We start from the raw sequence: 15,891 nt of genomic DNA, 5'->3' as shown, positions 1-15,891 counted from the left end.
CACACTGCAGCGGAAGCAACAGTGTGACATGGACATGGAAAGGCAGGAAAATGCTGTGCCTGTGGTCTGTTAAAACATCACTTTATCACAATTTAACGTTTTTATACCAGAGGCAATACTGGCTGGCTTACCATTTTACCCAGCCTGTTACCCAAGTTAGCAGGATGATGCCGCCAAATATGATTCGGTACCAGGCAAAGGGAATATAGTTTTTGTGGGCAACGAAGCGCAGTAATGCTTTGACTGCCACCAGAGCAGAAAGAAAAGCGGCAATAAAGCCAATGGCAATCAGCAGCAAATCATCGCGAGTAAATTCATTCAAATGTTTGAGCATGTCGTAGCCAGTGGCGGCAATCATCACCGGTACGGCCAGAAAAAAAGAAAATTCGGTAGCGGCTTTGCGTTCAATACCCCACATCATGCCACCCATGATGGTACTGCCGGAACGGGAGGTACCCGGAATTAGTGCCAGAATTTGTGCTAGTCCTACGACAAGGGCATCACGCGGACGCATTTCCTCTACGCTGCGTACTTTGGGCTGACAACGGGTTTGACGTTTTTCAATCCATAAAATTAATAAGCCGCCGATAACCAGTGCTGTAGCAACGGTAATGGGGTTAAAAAGGTAATGTTTGATTTGTTCGCTAAAGAGTAAACCCATGATGGCGGCAGGAATAAAGGCAATGGCAAGATTGAGAACAAAACGGTTAGTGGCTGGTTCTTTGCCGATATGCGTGATGATGTGGGCAAAGCGGTGTTTGTATTCGAAAATAATAGCGAGGATGGCACCTAGCTGAATAGTGATATCAAATACTTCGCCAGTGGTCTGAAATTTAAGCAGGTTGCCAACAACAATTAGATGGCCGGTACTGGAAACCGGTAAAAATTCGGTTAAGCCTTCTACGATGCCCAGTATTAGAGCTTTGAGAAACAGGACAATATCCATTTTATTTACTGTTCTTTATAAATTGAAGCCACAAATTCTATGCAAAACAATAGTGTGTTTGAGGGAAACACACTATTGTTTTAAATCACAGGCTGAAATCTACCGATTTGCAGAAGCAGCTAGTGATGCGCCTATGCTTTTTGGTAGTTTACGTGCGCTTGCAGCACGTGCGCTATTCTCATTGCGTACTTTTTCAATTAATTCATTCAGGGTTTTCATTCCTGCTGCAAATCCTTGCGGAAATTTAAGTTCGTATTTACCGCCTACAATTACAGTTGGTGTGGATAGGATATTGTATTTTTCACCCATTTTACGCATGCTGGTAGCTGCGGCGGCATTTTCCAGACTGTTGTAAGATTTAACCAATTTTTGTCCGTCAAAGGCGGTTTGCTGTACCGCCCATTTATTGAATACTTCCGGTCGCCATAATTCAATGTGCTTGTTGAAAATGGCGTCGAAAATCAGCGGGTCTGCCTGTAATTTCATATTGGTGCTGTTAACTGCGGCGGCGACACGGGCAAGATTGTAGTATACGTCATCATCCCAGACTACATGTACTGGACGCAGGTAGGTATCGGGGGCGAAAGATTTCATTTCCTTGAGCATATAGGGTTCAAGGTGGGAGCAATGGATACAGCTGTAGGAGAAAAATTCCAGTACTTCTACTTTGTCTTTATGTAGCTGCGGTATAGGTTTGTCCAGCACAACGTAATCTACGTTAACGAGTGAAGCATGTACTAGGCCACTGGCGAATACCAATGAAGTGGCCATGATGGTAATAATTTTTTTTAGCATGTTGATTTCCTGTTTTTTTATGAAAGCTGAGTAACTCAGGATGCTGCTTTGGTCAGGCTATCGATATTATGTTGTTGCAGTATCTTTTTAATCTGGCCAGCTTGATTCTGGTTCAGATTGTCTGTCTGTACACGGTATTTGGTTGTGCCGTTCACTTTAGCTGTCTGTACTGTGCTATTGATACCGAGCATCACCAGTTTAGCGCGTTGGGCATCGGCATCGGTACGATTGCTGTAGGAACCGATCTGCAGATAGACTTTATTGCCAGTATGTTGTTTTTCTGCTGCCTGCTGAGCTTTTTCCAGACTGCCGTTGCTGAGTATCTGTTCGGGGGTGACATGAGTCTTGCTACCACCTGAGGGTACTTTTTTGGGTGTTTTAGCCGGCTCTTTATGCTCTTCATTTGGTCTGGTTGCCGGTGTATGCACGCCTGTAACCTGATTTTCAATGCCCCCGATGTTTAGCGGTTCTGAGGCAGGGGGCACAGTCTGCGACGGGCTGTTTGAAGATGCTGATGCTGCACCATCGGGAATGAATTGCTGGGTTGCAGATGCGCTGTTATCTGGAGTCAGTATTTCCGGCTTTTGTGGCGCAGATGCCTCAGGGATGGCTGGGGTTTTGAAATCAGACTTGCTTTTATTCAGGTAAAACAGGATACCGGCAATGATGGCAGTTGCTATCAATAAGCCGACGATAAAGCTGATTAATCCTTTACCTGCCTGACGAATCGGTGTGTACATATGCATGTTGAAAGCCTTTATGTTGGCATTTTATACGGCAAATTTTAATCAGGGCCGGATGCTTGTTTAGGGGAGGTGGCATCTGTTATTTTGCCCTATTTCATATTATAAAGCACGGCGAAAACTTATGGCGCGCAAAATGTGCCCGTTTCCAACGTCATGGTTATCATCCATATCGGCCAGAGTCCGGGCAATACGTAATATTCGGTGAAAACTGCGGGCTGAAAGAGATAGTTTTTCGATGGCACCGGCTAAAGTCTGTTTGGCTTCGCGGCTAATGCGAGCGATGTTGTCCAGCTCGCGGTTGCTTAGCTGAGCATTAATTTTACCCTGACGCTGATACTGGCGAGCACGGGCGGTGCTGACTCGTTCGCGGATACTACAGCTGCTTTCACCGTCTGCCTGCTGAATCAAGTCACTAGCTGGCAAGCTGGGTACTTCAATAATGAGATCTATGCGATCGAGGAGGGGGCCGGAAATTTTGTTGCGGTAGCGCACTATGGCCTCAGGTGTACAACGGCATGCTCGTACTGAGTGACCCAGATAACCGCATGGACAAGGGTTCATGGCTGCTATCAGCTGGAATTTGGCCGGATAAGTTGCTTGCCGAGCTGCACGGGAAATGTGTATTTCGCCACTTTCTAAAGGTTCTCGCAGCACTTCAAGTACTTTGCGGTCAAATTCTGGCAGTTCATCCAGAAACAGAATGCCATGGTGGGCTAAAGATATTTCACCTGGACGCGGATCAGAACCACCGCCGACCAATGCAACAGCAGAGGTGCTATGATGCGGAGAGCGAAATGGACGATTTCGCTGGTATTGTTGTTGTCCGTGTGGTAACAGTGACTGTAAAGACCAAACGCTGACCAATTCAGTGGCGGTCAGTGGCGGAAGAATACCCGGGAGACGTTGTGCAAGCATGGATTTACCGGTACCGGGCGGCCCAGACATGAGCAGACTATGGCCACCCGCGGCTGCGATTTCCAGTGCCAGCCGTGCAGTTTGTTGTCCGCGTACGTCGGCCATATCTGGATAGCTGATTTCAGTAGGATACTGATGCAGATGTTCGGTATTTATGGCTTTAAGCGGCTCTTCATAATTGAGATGGGCAACTACAGCTGCAAGTGTTTCGGCTCCAAAGACTTGTGCTTCTGGTAGGAGAGCTGTTTGAAAAGCGTTGTATTGAGGCAGGATAAAGGCACGCTGTGCTTGCCGTGCTGCTTCCGCCATAGCGATGGCACCGCGAATAGGCCTTATTTGGCCGGATAAGCCAAGTTCACCGGCCAGCTCATAAGTCTGTAGTGCGCTTGGTTCAATCTGGCCGGAAGCGGCCAATATGCCAATGGCGATGGGTAGATCAAAACGACCAGATTCTTTGGGTAAATCTGCGGGAGCTAAATTAACGGTAATTTTTTTTGCTGGAAAATCAAACCCAGACTGAATAATAGCTGCTCTGACGCGGTCGCGGCTTTCTTTAACTTCTGTATCCGGTAATCCTACTATACTAAATGCTGTTAGACCGTTGGCCAGATGTGCTTCTACTTCTACTAATGGTGCTGCCATGCCAGCCAGTGCACGACTATATACAACTGCCCATGACATGGCTTAGTTCCTTAGGCAGGTAAAGTGTTATTATTTTCTGCGGAGGATATTGGTTGTGCGCTGTCGGCGTTGCTGTTTTGTGCCAGCAAAGCTTCCAGTGCTATCACGCGGCTTTCCAGTTCAGCCAGTTTTTCTCTGGTTTTAAGAAGAACCTGCTGCTGGATATCAAATTCTTCACGGGTAATCAGATCCATGCGATTAAAAGCACTGCCTAGCATGGATTTAACATTTTTTTCCATGTCTTTGATGGGGCTATTACTGATGGTATCACCGAGTTTTTCGCTGATATCGTCAAAAAATTTTTTGCTGAGCATGGCGTGAATCCTTTTGATGGCAAGGTAATCAATGTGTGTGATTGTACGGGTGAATGCGCCGGCGATGCAATGCTTATATAGTATTCAGGGGGCGGAAAATACAATATTGTAATGTTGTCCATCCAGTGTTAGGTCGCCGAGAAAATCGTTGCGTTCATCCACACATACAGGGAGCACAGCGTGATGAGCCGTCCAGAAGCCATTTCCCTGTGGCTTAAAGTCTGTACGATTGAAACCCAAATCCATGTTGCGCATAGTGAAATGGATGCTAATGCGTTTAACTGATGCAGGTACCTGACGCATAGTGATATTGAAGGGTTTGGTAACGTCTGCCGGCGGGGTGAACTGGATAATGGCACCACCAGGCAGTATGCAGCCGTTGCGTATGTTGCAGTTACTAAGTGTGCTTTGTGCATCTATACGGCTGTTTTGCCAGAATATTATGCCAATAATGAACGGTACGGCCACAATGAATATCAGTAAGCCGATGATAACGGCTGTTGAATTTTTAGCAGGCTGGGACATGAAGTTGGCGAAAAGTTTCAGTTTAGAATTGGTAAATGAGAATAAATAGGTAGCGGATTTTTAAATGGTATTTAATTACTTATTCCTGCTCGTGGATGATGCCATGTGCACCTACATTCATCCAATCGGGTTGCGGTGTTGTTAAACCAGTTTTCTTTTGAAAAACCATGACAGGCACACTTGAGGGCTCTTGTTGTAACAGGGTAAGCAGTAATTTTATATCATCGATACTGGATATTGGCCAGATAATGGCAGCAGCTGATTGTGCCTGCTGCCACTGTTCACGGCTAGAGCAGATTGCCCAGATATGGTCTATAGGGTGTTGTTGTGCCAAATACTGTAATTGATTGGCAGGTGCATATATGCTGGCTGCTGCGGCAATACCAGAGTGATAAGGCAGTATTTTGAGCTGCGGCTCTTGGGCAGAGACAGTGTGAAAACCGGTATTAAACTGCCCTCTCATCCTCGTAGGAATGGACAGAGCCGCCAAAATAGGCGCATTAGCCGGTAACATGGGTGTTACTGTAAGCTTACCCGGTTGCTGCCAGCACCAGCTTTGTTGCTCCCGAGCGCAAAGTTTTCCCCGCCATTGTCTGGCACCAATACGATAAAAATGCAGGTGAACATGGGCGTGTTCATATTTGTGAATTTTGGTGAGCCATGGGGTGGCTTGGATGACGTCAATGCCTAGCTCTTCTTTGAATTCGCGCTGTAGGGCGGTTAGATAGGTTTCACCTGTTTCTACTTTTCCACCGGCAAATTCCCAGTAGCCGGCATAAGCTTTACCTGCTGGACGGGAGCTAAGCAAAAATTCTCCATGTGGGTTGTATAGTACGCCGGCTACAACTTCTACCAGTTTGTCGGTATTCATTTAAGATACTCAGCTACGACAAATGCCACAATATAATTTTCTTCATCGGTGAGGCTGAGATGGATACGGCCGATGTTTTTTTGGCTGAGCCATTGTGCTAAGGGTTTTTCTACTATAAATTCCGGACGGCCCAGCTCATTGTGACCGATACCAATGTTTCGAAGCGTGACCGGGCTACGCAAACCGGTATGTACGGCTTTGGCAAATGCTTCTTTGGCGGCAAAGCGCTTTGCGAGAAATTGAACCGGCTGATTAGCTGAGGGCCATTCCAGAGCTTCTATCCGAGATAGCATTTTTTCAGCCACGGCATTGGCTCCGTAGGTTTTGCACATTTTGGCGATGCGATCAATTTTGACTAAGTCTGTACCTATGCCGTAAATCATTTTGTCCCTTTTACTGCTGAAAGATTAATAAGGAATACTGCGCGCACGGAAGATGGCGGTCTTCATTTGTTCGATGGCTTGGGGGAGACCGATAAAAATGGCCTGTGCAATCAATGCGTGGCCGATATTCAGTTCCTGAATAGCCAGAATTTTCGCTATGGGGGCGACGTTATGAATGTTCAGACCATGTCCAGCGTTGACGATGATACCCATTTCGCTGGCCTGATGGGCTGCTTCTTCAATACGGGCAAGCTGCTGCCTTCTCTGCTGTGGGGCGGCATCAGCATAGGCACCAGTATGCAGTTCGATAACGGGTGCAGCTACTTCGCGGCAGGCCTGTATCTGATTGCTGTCGGCATCAACAAATAAGGAAACACGAATACCGGCCGCTGTGAGCTTTTGAATATATTCTGCTACTTTATCCTGTTGCGATAATACATCTAACCCGCCTTCGGTAGTAATTTCCTGCCTTTTTTCCGGCACGATGCACACATCAGCAGGTTGAACAGCCAGTGCGTTGTCCAGCATCTCCGGCGTGAGTGCCATTTCCAAATTTAAACGTGTGCTGATGGCATTTCTGACAGCAAATACATCGGCATCATGAATATGGCGCCGGTCTTCGCGTAAGTGCATGGTAATGAGGTCTGCACCATGCGTTTCAGCCAATAGTGCTGCTTCTAGCGGACTCGGGTAAATACTGCCGCGAGCATTGCGCACGGTGGCAACGTGATCGATATTGACGCCAAGTAGCATGTGCTTTTACCTAAAATTGATTATGGATAGGTTACGATACTTTAGCCTTGTAGGGCTGTAAAGGAAAACGTTTTAATTTTGTCCAGCGGGAAATAAATCATTTTCAAAGAGGTCAGGATTGTGTTCAGGTGTATCGCTACGCAGATGGCAGACTACATGTAAATCGGTTTCTACTTTACAGCAGCAAGGCAGAATTTCTTCTGGTGCAATAAATGCCAAGGGCTGCTCTGGATAGCTTACTTGTCCGGAAAGCAGTCTGAGGCGGCACGAACCACAATAACCACTGCGACACTGATATTCCACTTCGTGCCCAGTACGTTCCAGACCTTCCAGCAGGGTTTCGTCCTGTTGCAGAGTGAAGGTTTTGTCGCTAGTGGTGATTAAAGCCATGTTTGGTATTATCGTATTCCAGTCAGTTCTGTCCGCTTGGTTTATTTTGGAAAGTCTGGATTTATAGCTCGAAATCGCTTAAATCGTCTTCACTGAGTTCTGCGTCAATCTGGCCGACAAGATAAGAACTAACTTCTACCTCCTGTGGTGCCACCTGAACGTTGTCGGAAGAAAGCCATGCATTTATCCAAGGTATCGGGTTTTGTTTGGCATGCTCAAAGGCTGGTGGTAAGCCGACAGCCTGCATGCGCAGGTTGGTGATGTATTCGACGTACTGACCAAGTATGTCTTTATTCAGGCCAATCATAGAACCGTCTTTAAACAGATATTCCGCCCAGTCTTTTTCCTGCATAGCAGCACGACGGAAAAGCTGAAAGCATTCCTCTTCGGTTTCGGCAGCTATCTGTGCCATTTCAGGGTCGTCGGCGCCAGTACGCATTAGATTAAGCATCTGCTGTGTACCAGTAAGATGCAATGCTTCGTCACGGGCAATCAGTTTGATAATTTTGGCATTGCCTTCCATCAGTTCGCGTTCGGCAAAGGCGAAGGAACAGGCAAAAGATACATAAAAACGAATGGCTTCGAGTACGTTTACGCACATCAGACACAAATAGAGTTTTTTCTTCAGTTCATGCAGGTCGATGACTACAGTTTTACCGTTAATCTGGTGTTCGCCGATACCCAGCAAATTGTAGTATTGAGTATATTCGATTAAATCATCGTAGTAGCAGGCAATTTCTTCAGCACGGGCAATAATGTGTTTGTTTTGTACAATGTCATCAAATACGATGGATGGATCGTTGACGATATTGCGGATGATGTGTGTATAACTGCGGGAGTGAATGGTTTCAGAAAATGACCATGTTTCAATCCATGTTTCCAGCTCGGGTATGGATACCAAGGGCAGAAGAGCCACATTGGGGCTGCGACCCTGAATGGAATCAAGTAATGTTTGGTATTTCAGATTGCTGATAAAAATGTGCTTTTCATGCTCGGGTAGGTTGGCGTAGTCGATACGATCGCGCGATACGTCTACTTCTTCCGGACGCCAAAAGAATGATAATTGCTTTTCAATCAGTTTTTCAAAAATATCAAATTTTTGCTGATCATAGCGGGCGACATTTACTGGCTGACCGAAGAACATCGGTTCTGTCAGGGCGTTATTTGGTTTCTGACAGAATGTGCTGTAGTTCATTGACAGATGTTCACAGGCCATGATGTTACTCTTTATTTAGTTTAATGAATGGAATGGGAAATAAAAGGGTGCATGAGCACCCAGAAATCATATTTTACATGCACCGCTGGCGCAGCCGTCATCTTGAATGCTGGTCTGCATGTCGTCGGCTCCATCGCGGGTATTCTGGTAATAGAGGGTTTTCAGGCCAAATTTATAGGCGGTAAGTAAATCTTTAATTAATTGTTTCATCGGTACTTTCTGCCCTTCAAACCGCTGCGGGTCGTAATTGGTATTGGCTGAAATAGATTGATCGATGAATTTTTGCATAATACCTACTAAATGCAGGTAGCCTTCATTATTTGGCATATCCCATAATAGCTCATATTCGTCGTGCAGACGTTCGAACTCAGGCACAACTTGTTTGAGAATGCCGTCTTTGGAGGCTTTTACGGATACTAGTCCGCGCGGAGGTTCGATACCGTTGGTGGCATTGGCAATTTGACTGGATGTTTCTGATGGCATCAGTGCAGTGAGTGTTGAATTGCGCAATCCGTGTTTGACAATATCGGCACGCAGTGCTTCCCAGTCTAGATGAAGTGGTTCCTGACAGATTTTATCCAGATCTTTTTTGTAAGTATCAATCGGCAGTAAGCCTTGAGCGTATGTTGTATCACTGAATTTAGGACATGCGCCCAGCTCTTTGGCCAGTTTGACTGAAGCTTTGAGTAGATAGTACTGAATGGCTTCAAAGGTGCGGTGGGTAAGACTGATGGCAGAACCATCGCTGTATTTTACGCCGTTTTTGGCCAGATAGTAGGCAAAGTTAATAACGCCGATGCCAAGTGTACGCCGGTTCATCGTGGCCAGTTCGGCTGCTTTGATTGGATAGTTTTGGTAATCCAGCAGAGCATCTAACGCACGGGTAGCTAGTTCGGCCAGCTCTTCCAGCTCTTCGAGATTCTCTAGTGCACCCAAATTGAAAGCGGATAAGGTACAAAGCGCAATTTCTCCGTCTGGATCATTTATGTCGTTCAACGGACGGGTCGGCAAGGCGATTTCCAGACATAGATTAGACTGGCGTACCGGTGCTAGCTTAGGGTCAAACGGACTGTGGGTGTTGCAATGGTCAACATTCTGGATATAAATGCGGCCGGTTCCAGCGCGTTCCTGCATTAATAATGAAAATAAGTCTATAGCCGGAATACTGCGGCTATGAATGCTATCGTCTTTTTCGTATAAGGCATACAGGCGTTCAAACTCATCCTGATCGGCAAAAAAAGCATCATATAGCCCAGGTACTTCTGAGGGAGAGAATAAGGTAATGTTTTCACCTTTAATCAAACGAGAATACAGCAGTCGATTAATCTGCACGCCATAATCAAGATGGCGAACGCGGTTTTCTTCTACCCCTCGGTTGTTTTTAAGTACAAGTAGGTTTTCTACTTCTAGATGCCACAGGGGATAGAATAGTGTGGCCGCACCGCCACGTACGCCTCCTTGTGAGCAGGATTTAACTGCTGCCTGAAACATTTTGTAAAATGGGATACAGCCAGTGTGTTGAGCTTCGCCGCCCCGAATTTCGCTGCCCAGTGCACGGATGCGTCCAGCGTTAATGCCGATGCCGGCACGCTGCGATACATATTTCACGATGGCGCTGGTGGTAGCGTTGATGCTGTCCAGACTGTCATCACATTCTATCAGGACACAAGAAGAAAATTGGCGGGTTGGAGTGCGCACGCCGGACATAATCGGCGTGGGTAGGGAAATTTTGAACGTGCTGATAGCGTGATAGAATTTTTTAACATATTCCAGCCTGGTGGCCTGCGGGTAGCGTGCAAACAGACACATAGCCACCAACATATATAAAAACTGCGGGCTTTCAAAAATTTGTCTGGTGACGCGATTTTGTACCAGATATTTACCTTCCAGCTGTTTGACAGCAGCATAGGAAAAAGTTAAATCCCGGTTGTGGTCTATACAATCGTTGAGCTCATCGAATTCAGCACGGGAGTAGTCAGTTAGGATATGTTCATCGTATTTGCCTGACTGAGTCAGGCTGGTGACATGATCATATAAATGGGGCGGTTCAAACTGGCCAAAAGCGATTTTCCGCAGGTGGAATATTGCCAGCCGTGCAGCCAGATACTGATAATCCGGCGTTTCGGTAGAAATCAGATCAGCCGCAGCCTTAATGATGGTTTCGTGAATGTCGTCTGTGCGGATGCCGTTGTAAAACTGAATGTGTGAGCGCATTTCTACCTGAGATACGGATACGTTATCCAGTCCTTCAGCCGCCCAAGTAACAACTTGATGAATTTTATCCAGATTGATGTCTTCCAAACGGCCGTTTCGTTTGGTTACTTTTATATTGGCTACCGCATTCATGAGTTATTCTTTCTAGCACAAGTAAAGCAGAAAAAAACAGTGACAACACAAAATGTAGTGGTCAACTGTTATTCTGAACACAATATACTGGTTTTTTGCTTTAAAAAAAAGACTTGTCAAAACCGACTATATCCGCTTCTTCATAATGAATGGGTTAAGTGATGTAATGATTTTGTTGATAGACAAATGGTTTGGCTAAGTTTGGCGTGTTTTGAATTAAAGTGTAAAAATTGCTATCTATTTTTAATTTGTATTAGTTTTTTTTTATCAGCTTTTAAATCTATGCTGTATCTGGCTAGTTTTACTAATAAAAATGAAAACTGTCTAAAATATAAGCCGTGTACCACTTCACTTATTTTTAGACAGTCGTAATCGTGTTTCGCTTTTAGTGTTGCAATAGTGACTCATCTAGTTTCAAGTCATTGTTATAATTAATGCTTATTTGACTGTCGAGTACTTTTTGGGCGATGGCCTTGGCTTCTTCCAATGAGTGCATAGTATAGCTGCCACACTGATAACGGTTCAGTTCAGGTATCTGGTTTTGGTTGGCTACAGATAGCACATCCTGCATCGCAGCAGCCCATGCACCGGCTACTGTGGCTTCATCTGGTGAGCCAATCAGACTCATGTAAAAGCCGGTGCGGCAGCCCATGGGAGAAATATCGATAATTTCCACATTTTTGCTGTTAAGATGATCGCGCATAAAACCAGCAAACAGATGTTCGAGTGTGTGCATGCCTTTTTCCGGCAGAATGTCCTGATTGGGGTGACAGAAGCGTAAATCAAATACGGTAATTTCGTCCCCTTTAGGAGTAGACATGGTTTTGGCTATGCGTACTGCCGGGGCATGCATACGGGTATGGTCTACTGTAAAACTATCCAGTAATGGCATGATGTTTCCTTTGTCGATGTTAGCCTAAAACTTTGCGGGCACCGGCAAATAGGCGGTACCAGCCAGACATTTCTGGCCAGTTACGCGGTGCCCAGCTCATTTGTGCGGTCTGGAAGACCCGTTCCGGATGCGGCATCATGATGGTTACTCGCCCATCCTGACTACACACACCGGCAATACCAGCCGGAGAACCGTTAGGGTTCAGCGGATAAGTATTTGTGACCTGATTGAGACCGTCTACGTATTGCAGAGCAATGTCTAGCTCCGACGGCAAATCAGACTGTGGCAGATGGCTGAAATCTGCTCGTCCTTCCCCGTGACTCACCACTACCGGTAAGCTGCTGCCGGCCATATCGGACAAAATCAATGATGTTGATTTTGGCACGGTCACCATACTCAGGCGAGCTTCAAACTGTTCGGAAATGTTGCGGCGAAAACGTGGCCACAATTGTGCACCTGGGATTATTTCAGCTAAATTGCTCAGCATTTGGCAGCCATTGCATACACCCAGTGTCAGCGTGTCCTGACGGGCAAAAAATTCGGCAAACTTCTGCCGCAGTTGCTGATTAAATAGAATGCTTTTTGCCCATCCTTCACCGGCGCCGAGTACATCGCCATAGCTGAAACCACCGCAGGCAGCCAGTAGCTGAAAATCATCGAGACTCACCCGTCCAGTAAGCAAATCACTCATATGTACATCATAAGCCTCAAATCCAGCACGGCTGAAAGCAGCAGCCATTTCTAACTGCCCGTTGACGCCTTGTTCACGCAGTATGGCTGCTTTGGGCTGTTTGCCGCGCTGAATAAATGGCAGAGCAATATCTTCGGCCGGATCAAAGCTCAATTCAGCAAATAATCTGGGTAAATGCTCTTGTTCGAGTAAGGCAAACTCACTGTCTGCACAGTGCGGATTGTCGCGTAAGCGCTGCATGTGATAGCTGGTTTCGCTCCAGCTTTTTTGTAAATCTACACGGTTTTCATTTAGCAGAACTGTATTTCCGTGATGTACCATCAAACGGTCAGTCGTATTGATGTGACCCAGTATGTGCAGGGCATCAGCCATACCGGCCTTGGCAAAAGTCTCTTGAATACTGGCTAAATCGGTATTGTGTATTTGAATCACTGCTCCCAGTTCTTCATTGAACAGGCAGCGTACTGCTGCATCCTGAAGTTTCTGGTTGTGACTCTGATCGTTGATTTGCCGGATTAACGAGGCAATGTCGATGGTGACGCCGATGTGCGCTGCAAACATCATTTCAGCCAGTGTGACCACTAACCCGCCATCGCTGCGGTCATGATAGGCCAGAATTTTCTGTTCCTGAATTAATGACTGAATGATGCGGAAAAAATCAGCCAGTAGAGAGGCGGAATTGACATCGGGAGCCTGACCAGTAAGATTTTTCCATACTTGTTGTAAGGCACTACCACCCATACGGCTGTGACCCTGTCCCAAATCAATTGCTAGCAGTGTAGTATCGGGTATATTTTGTAGCTCCGGTGTGACGGTGTGGCAGACGTTGTTTACTGGTGCAAAGGCGGTAATCACTGCTGTGAGTGGTGACACCACTCTTTTTTCCTCACCGTTATCATGCCAGATGGTTTGCATAGAGAGAGAATCTTTACCAACTGGTATACTCAGCTCTAGTTGTTGGCACAGTGTTGATACTGCTGCCACTGTTTCATACAGACGGGCATCTTCACCAGCAAAACCACAGGCTGCCATCCAGTTGGCAGAGAGTTTGATTTTATCTAGCGTGCCAATGTCTGCAGCAGCAATGTTGGTTACTGCTTCGCCGATGGCCATGCGTCCTGAAGCAGCGCCGGAAAATAAAGCCAGAGGTGATTTTTCACCCATGCTCATGGCCTCGCCCAGCAGCGTGTTAAAGCCCATTTTTGTTACGGCTACGTCTGCAACAGGAGTCTGGAATCGTCCGACCATCTGGTCACGATGGGTCAGTCCACCGACACTGCGGTCACCAATGGTAATTAAAAATTGTTTACTGGCTACGGTTGGCAGGCGTAATACACGGTACAGGCTTTCGCGTATGTCTAGCCTGCTGCCGTCAAAAGCTGGGATAAATTCGGTAACGGTACAATCAGTACGGGTAATTCGGGGTGGTTTGCCCAATAATACATCCAGCGAAATATCTACCGGCAGATTGTCAAATAAATCATCGCGTAACTTTAATTGCCCATCATCAGTGGCAGTGCCTACTATAGCGAACGGACATCGTTCACGCTGGCAAATGTTTTGAAAGGTAGCCAAATTTTGAGGCAATATAGCCAGCACATAGCGTTCCTGTGCTTCATTACACCAGATTTGCAGTGGGTTCAGGCCATGTTCTTCCAAGGGAATGCGGCGTAACTCAAATGTGGCACCGCGACCGGCATCGTTTACCAATTCGGGAAAGGCATTGGATAGACCGCCTGCACCGACATCGTGAATGGATATAACCGGATTATCGGTGCCCATCTGCCAGCAGCGGTCAATAACTTCTTGTGCCCGCCGTTCCATTTCTGGATTGCCGCGCTGTACGGAATCAAAATCCAGGTCGGCGTGATTAGCGCCGGTGCTCATGCTAGAAGCTGCGCCACCGCCCAGTCCGATTAGTAATCCCGGACCGCCAAGCTGAATAAGTAATGCTCCGGCTGGAATGGTATCTTTGAAAACCTGTTGTGCCTGAATATTTCCAAGACCGCCGGCAATCATGATTGGTTTGTGAAAACCACGCATAGTGCCGCTGAATAATTCTTCAAAGGTGCGGAAATAACCCAGCAAATTGGGGCGACCAAATTCGTTGTTAAATGCTGCACTGCCTATCGGGCCATCAAGCATGATATCGAGGGCACTGCTGATGTGTGTCGGCTTACCGTACTGATTACGGCTGGCTGTGTATTGTTCCCAAGGCTGGGTAAATTCGGGGATGGAAAGGTTGGATACGCTGAAACCGCTTAACCCCGCTTTAGGACGAGCTCCCTTTCCGGTTGCGCCCTCATCGCGGATTTCTCCGCCCGAACCAGTGGCTGCACCTGCGAAGGGAGCAATGGCAGTCGGATGATTGTGGGTTTCCACTTTCATCAAAATGTGGGTTTCTTCCGCATTATATTGATATTGCTGTTGTTGATTAGGCTGCGGATAGAAGCGTTCAATATTCGCACCAGTAATAATGGATGAATTGTCTTTATATGCTACCAGTGTACCTTGGGGGTGTGCCTGATGAGTAGCGCGGATTAGGCCAAACAAGGATTGCGGCTGGGTTTTGCCATCAATAATAAATTCTGCATTAAAAATTTTGTGGCGACAATGTTCTGAGTTTGCTTGTGCAAACATCATCAGCTCAACGTCGCTGGGATTGCGTTGTAGCTGCTGATAATTTTCTGCCAAATAATCAATTTCATCTGCGGACAAAGCCAAGCCCATTTGCCGGTTGGCTGTTTCCAGTGCGCTTTTGCCATCAGCTAGTACGTCTATATAATTGAAGCTCTGTGCTGATGAGGTATGAAAAAGTTTTATTGCTTCTTTCTCTGACGTAAGCACACTTTCAGTCATGCGGTCATGCAATATTGTTTGCCATTTATCCTGTTCCTGCTGGCTGAGCTGGCGTGAAAAAGAATACAGAATACCACGCTCGATGCGTTCAATCATGCTCAGCCCACAATTGCGGGCAATATCGGTGGCTTTGGAGGACCAGGGAGAAATGGTGCCCAATCGAGGAATAATAAGTAGCTGAGTTCCAGACAGTTTGTGGCTGCTCTGTGGTCTGGCACGCAACAGTTGTAATAATTTCTGTTGATTGTCGGATGTGATTTCGGCGGATGAAGCCACGAAATAGCGGTATTCGCTGTTTATCTGAATCTCGCAGTTCAGTTGCAGTTTTGCTGCCTGCTGTAACAGTTTTTCGATACGGAATGGTGAAAGTGCGGCCTCGCCGCACAGTGACAGTACAACTGACATGATGAGGTAAGCTCACTTTGATAGTGGGTTTTGGCTGAGGCGCAATTTTACGCGAAAAACAAGAGTTTTGCTTAATTTTATGTTGTAAGGCAGTGCTGGTTTGAGTTTCAGATACGGTTATGGTAGTTTTTACTTGTGTGGATACAGTTATAGGGAAGTGCAC

The 15,891-nt window shown here is 46.4% G+C and carries 14 protein-coding genes; all 14 read right to left on the bottom strand.

What is annotated here, in order from left to right; genetic code table 11:
• Window positions 1–127: 127 nt before the first annotated feature.
• Complete coding sequence (locus tag J3U67_RS02840; RefSeq protein ID WP_100139967.1) at window positions 128–946, bottom strand: undecaprenyl-diphosphate phosphatase; 819 nt, start codon at window positions 944–946, stop codon at window positions 128–130.
• A gap of 99 nt (window positions 947–1,045) precedes the next feature.
• Window positions 1,046–1,741 (bottom strand): thiol:disulfide interchange protein DsbA/DsbL, encoded by a 696-nt coding sequence (locus tag J3U67_RS02835; protein ID WP_100139968.1) that lies wholly within the window; start codon window positions 1,739–1,741, stop codon window positions 1,046–1,048.
• 35 nt (window positions 1,742–1,776) lie between these two features.
• Complete coding sequence (locus J3U67_RS02830; RefSeq protein ID WP_267403678.1) at window positions 1,777–2,487, bottom strand: SPOR domain-containing protein; 711 nt, start codon at window positions 2,485–2,487, stop codon at window positions 1,777–1,779.
• A 99-nt stretch (window positions 2,488–2,586) separates the two neighbouring features.
• On the bottom strand, window positions 2,587–4,083 hold the full coding sequence (locus J3U67_RS02825; RefSeq protein ID WP_267403675.1) for a YifB family Mg chelatase-like AAA ATPase: 1,497 nt from the start codon (window positions 4,081–4,083) through the stop codon (window positions 2,587–2,589).
• 11 nt (window positions 4,084–4,094) lie between these two features.
• On the bottom strand, window positions 4,095–4,397 hold the full coding sequence (locus tag J3U67_RS02820) for an accessory factor UbiK family protein (protein WP_267390101.1): 303 nt from the start codon (window positions 4,395–4,397) through the stop codon (window positions 4,095–4,097).
• A gap of 84 nt (window positions 4,398–4,481) precedes the next feature.
• On the bottom strand, window positions 4,482–4,922 hold the full coding sequence (locus J3U67_RS02815; protein WP_267390102.1) for a hypothetical protein: 441 nt from the start codon (window positions 4,920–4,922) through the stop codon (window positions 4,482–4,484).
• Between the two features lie 79 nt (window positions 4,923–5,001).
• Window positions 5,002–5,793 carry an NUDIX domain-containing protein gene (locus J3U67_RS02810; RefSeq protein WP_267403673.1) on the bottom strand — a complete coding sequence of 264 codons (792 nt, stop codon included), beginning with the start codon at window positions 5,791–5,793 and terminating at the stop codon, window positions 5,002–5,004.
• Window positions 5,790–6,176, bottom strand: coding sequence for a holo-ACP synthase (gene acpS / locus J3U67_RS02805; protein ID WP_100156850.1), 387 nt, complete (start codon window positions 6,174–6,176; stop codon window positions 5,790–5,792). Before acpS ends, J3U67_RS02810 begins: the two co-directional genes overlap by 4 nt.
• A gap of 24 nt (window positions 6,177–6,200) precedes the next feature.
• Window positions 6,201–6,929, bottom strand: coding sequence for a pyridoxine 5'-phosphate synthase (locus J3U67_RS02800; protein ID WP_100139975.1), 729 nt, complete (start codon window positions 6,927–6,929; stop codon window positions 6,201–6,203).
• A gap of 72 nt (window positions 6,930–7,001) precedes the next feature.
• A complete protein-coding gene (gene yfaE / locus J3U67_RS02795; RefSeq protein WP_100139976.1) occupies window positions 7,002–7,319 on the bottom strand; it encodes a class I ribonucleotide reductase maintenance protein YfaE in 318 nt (105 codons plus the stop codon).
• Between the two features lie 61 nt (window positions 7,320–7,380).
• A complete protein-coding gene (nrdB, locus tag J3U67_RS02790) occupies window positions 7,381–8,514 on the bottom strand; it encodes a class Ia ribonucleoside-diphosphate reductase subunit beta (RefSeq protein ID WP_100152721.1) in 1,134 nt (377 codons plus the stop codon).
• An 87-nt stretch (window positions 8,515–8,601) separates the two neighbouring features.
• Window positions 8,602–10,881, bottom strand: coding sequence for a class 1a ribonucleoside-diphosphate reductase subunit alpha (gene nrdA, locus J3U67_RS02785; protein WP_267403667.1), 2,280 nt, complete (start codon window positions 10,879–10,881; stop codon window positions 8,602–8,604).
• A 385-nt stretch (window positions 10,882–11,266) separates the two neighbouring features.
• A complete protein-coding gene (gene luxS / locus J3U67_RS02780) occupies window positions 11,267–11,773 on the bottom strand; it encodes an S-ribosylhomocysteine lyase (protein WP_267403665.1) in 507 nt (168 codons plus the stop codon).
• Between the two features lie 19 nt (window positions 11,774–11,792).
• The gene (gene purL / locus J3U67_RS02775) at window positions 11,793–15,728 is read right to left on the bottom strand and encodes a phosphoribosylformylglycinamidine synthase (RefSeq protein WP_267403663.1); all 3,936 of its coding nucleotides are present in this window, start codon (window positions 15,726–15,728) and stop codon (window positions 11,793–11,795) included.
• Window positions 15,729–15,891 lie beyond the last annotated feature (163 nt).

Source organism: Snodgrassella sp. B3837 (assembly GCF_026535955.1).
GTDB lineage: Bacteria > Pseudomonadota > Gammaproteobacteria > Burkholderiales > Neisseriaceae > Snodgrassella > Snodgrassella alvi_E.
Note: the sequence above shows the minus strand (reverse complement) of the source record. Positions and strands in the feature narration are given on the sequence as shown.

Bases quoted from the DNA above. Each gene is read 5' to 3' on its own strand.
- J3U67_RS02840 (WP_100139967.1), bottom strand. From the start codon at position 946: ATGGATATTGTCCTGTTTCTCAAAGCTCTAATACTGGGCATCGTAGAA.
- J3U67_RS02835 (WP_100139968.1), bottom strand. From the start codon at position 1,741: ATGCTAAAAAAAATTATTACCATCATGGCCACTTCATTGGTATTCGCC.
- J3U67_RS02830 (WP_267403678.1), bottom strand. From the start codon at position 2,487: ATGCATATGTACACACCGATTCGTCAGGCAGGTAAAGGATTAATCAGC.
- J3U67_RS02825 (WP_267403675.1), bottom strand. From the start codon at position 4,083: ATGTCATGGGCAGTTGTATATAGTCGTGCACTGGCTGGCATGGCAGCA.
- J3U67_RS02820 (WP_267390101.1), bottom strand. From the start codon at position 4,397: ATGCTCAGCAAAAAATTTTTTGACGATATCAGCGAAAAACTCGGTGAT.
- J3U67_RS02815 (WP_267390102.1), bottom strand. From the start codon at position 4,922: ATGTCCCAGCCTGCTAAAAATTCAACAGCCGTTATCATCGGCTTACTG.
- J3U67_RS02810 (WP_267403673.1), bottom strand. From the start codon at position 5,793: ATGAATACCGACAAACTGGTAGAAGTTGTAGCCGGCGTACTATACAAC.
- acpS (WP_100156850.1), bottom strand. From the start codon at position 6,176: ATGATTTACGGCATAGGTACAGACTTAGTCAAAATTGATCGCATCGCC.
- J3U67_RS02800 (WP_100139975.1), bottom strand. From the start codon at position 6,929: ATGCTACTTGGCGTCAATATCGATCACGTTGCCACCGTGCGCAATGCT.
- yfaE (WP_100139976.1), bottom strand. From the start codon at position 7,319: ATGGCTTTAATCACCACTAGCGACAAAACCTTCACTCTGCAACAGGAC.
- nrdB (WP_100152721.1), bottom strand. From the start codon at position 8,514: ATGAACTACAGCACATTCTGTCAGAAACCAAATAACGCCCTGACAGAA.
- nrdA (WP_267403667.1), bottom strand. From the start codon at position 10,881: ATGAATGCGGTAGCCAATATAAAAGTAACCAAACGAAACGGCCGTTTG.
- luxS (WP_267403665.1), bottom strand. From the start codon at position 11,773: ATGCCATTACTGGATAGTTTTACAGTAGACCATACCCGTATGCATGCC.
- purL (WP_267403663.1), bottom strand. From the start codon at position 15,728: ATGTCAGTTGTACTGTCACTGTGCGGCGAGGCCGCACTTTCACCATTC.